At 52.6% G+C, this 625-nt stretch carries 1 protein-coding gene; it reads right to left on the bottom strand.

The annotated features are described in order from the left end of the window. A partial coding sequence (locus tag PSH48_RS20715; RefSeq protein ID WP_273612293.1) for a hypothetical protein occupies window positions 1–625 on the bottom strand: 625 nt, incomplete at both ends.

Genomic DNA, 625 nt, shown 5'->3' with positions numbered 1-625 from the left:
CTGCCACATCGGATACGCTGGCGGTAGCGGTGAGTGTGCCGTCGTTTAATGCGCTTGCATCAATCGGATCGGTGACGTATTCGCCGTTTTGTACAAGTGCCGTGGTTTCAACTTGGTTTGTGCCATCGCTGATGATCACCGTTACGGTTTGACCGTCTTCCACATCGCTCACCGTGCCACGCACGACCATGGCGGCGCTTTCACCGTTGCCATTAATCACGCCGTCGGCGGTTTTATCAATGCTGGTTGTGATCGCCGCGCTGTTATCAAGTTCGATTGAATCTTGTGCTGAAATCGGGTTGCCTGCCACATCGGATACGCTGGCGGTAGCGGTGAGTGTGCCGTCGTTTAATGCGCTTGCATCAATCGGATCAGTAACGTATTCGCCGTTTTGCACAAGCGCCGTGGTTTCAACTTGGTTTGTGCCATCACTGATGATCACCGTCACGGTTTGACCGTCTTCCACATCAGTCACAGTACCACGCACGACCATGGCGGCGCTTTCACCGTTGCCATTAATCACGCCGTCGGCGGTTTTATCAATGCTGGTTGTAATAACTGCGGTGTTATCAAGTTCGACTGAATCTTGTGCTGAAATTGGATTGCCAGCCACATCAGACACGCT

The sequence above is a fragment of the Pseudoalteromonas sp. Angola-4 genome (assembly GCF_028599265.1).
GTDB lineage: Bacteria > Pseudomonadota > Gammaproteobacteria > Enterobacterales > Alteromonadaceae > Pseudoalteromonas > Pseudoalteromonas atlantica.
Note: the sequence above shows the minus strand (reverse complement) of the source record. Positions and strands in the feature narration are given on the sequence as shown.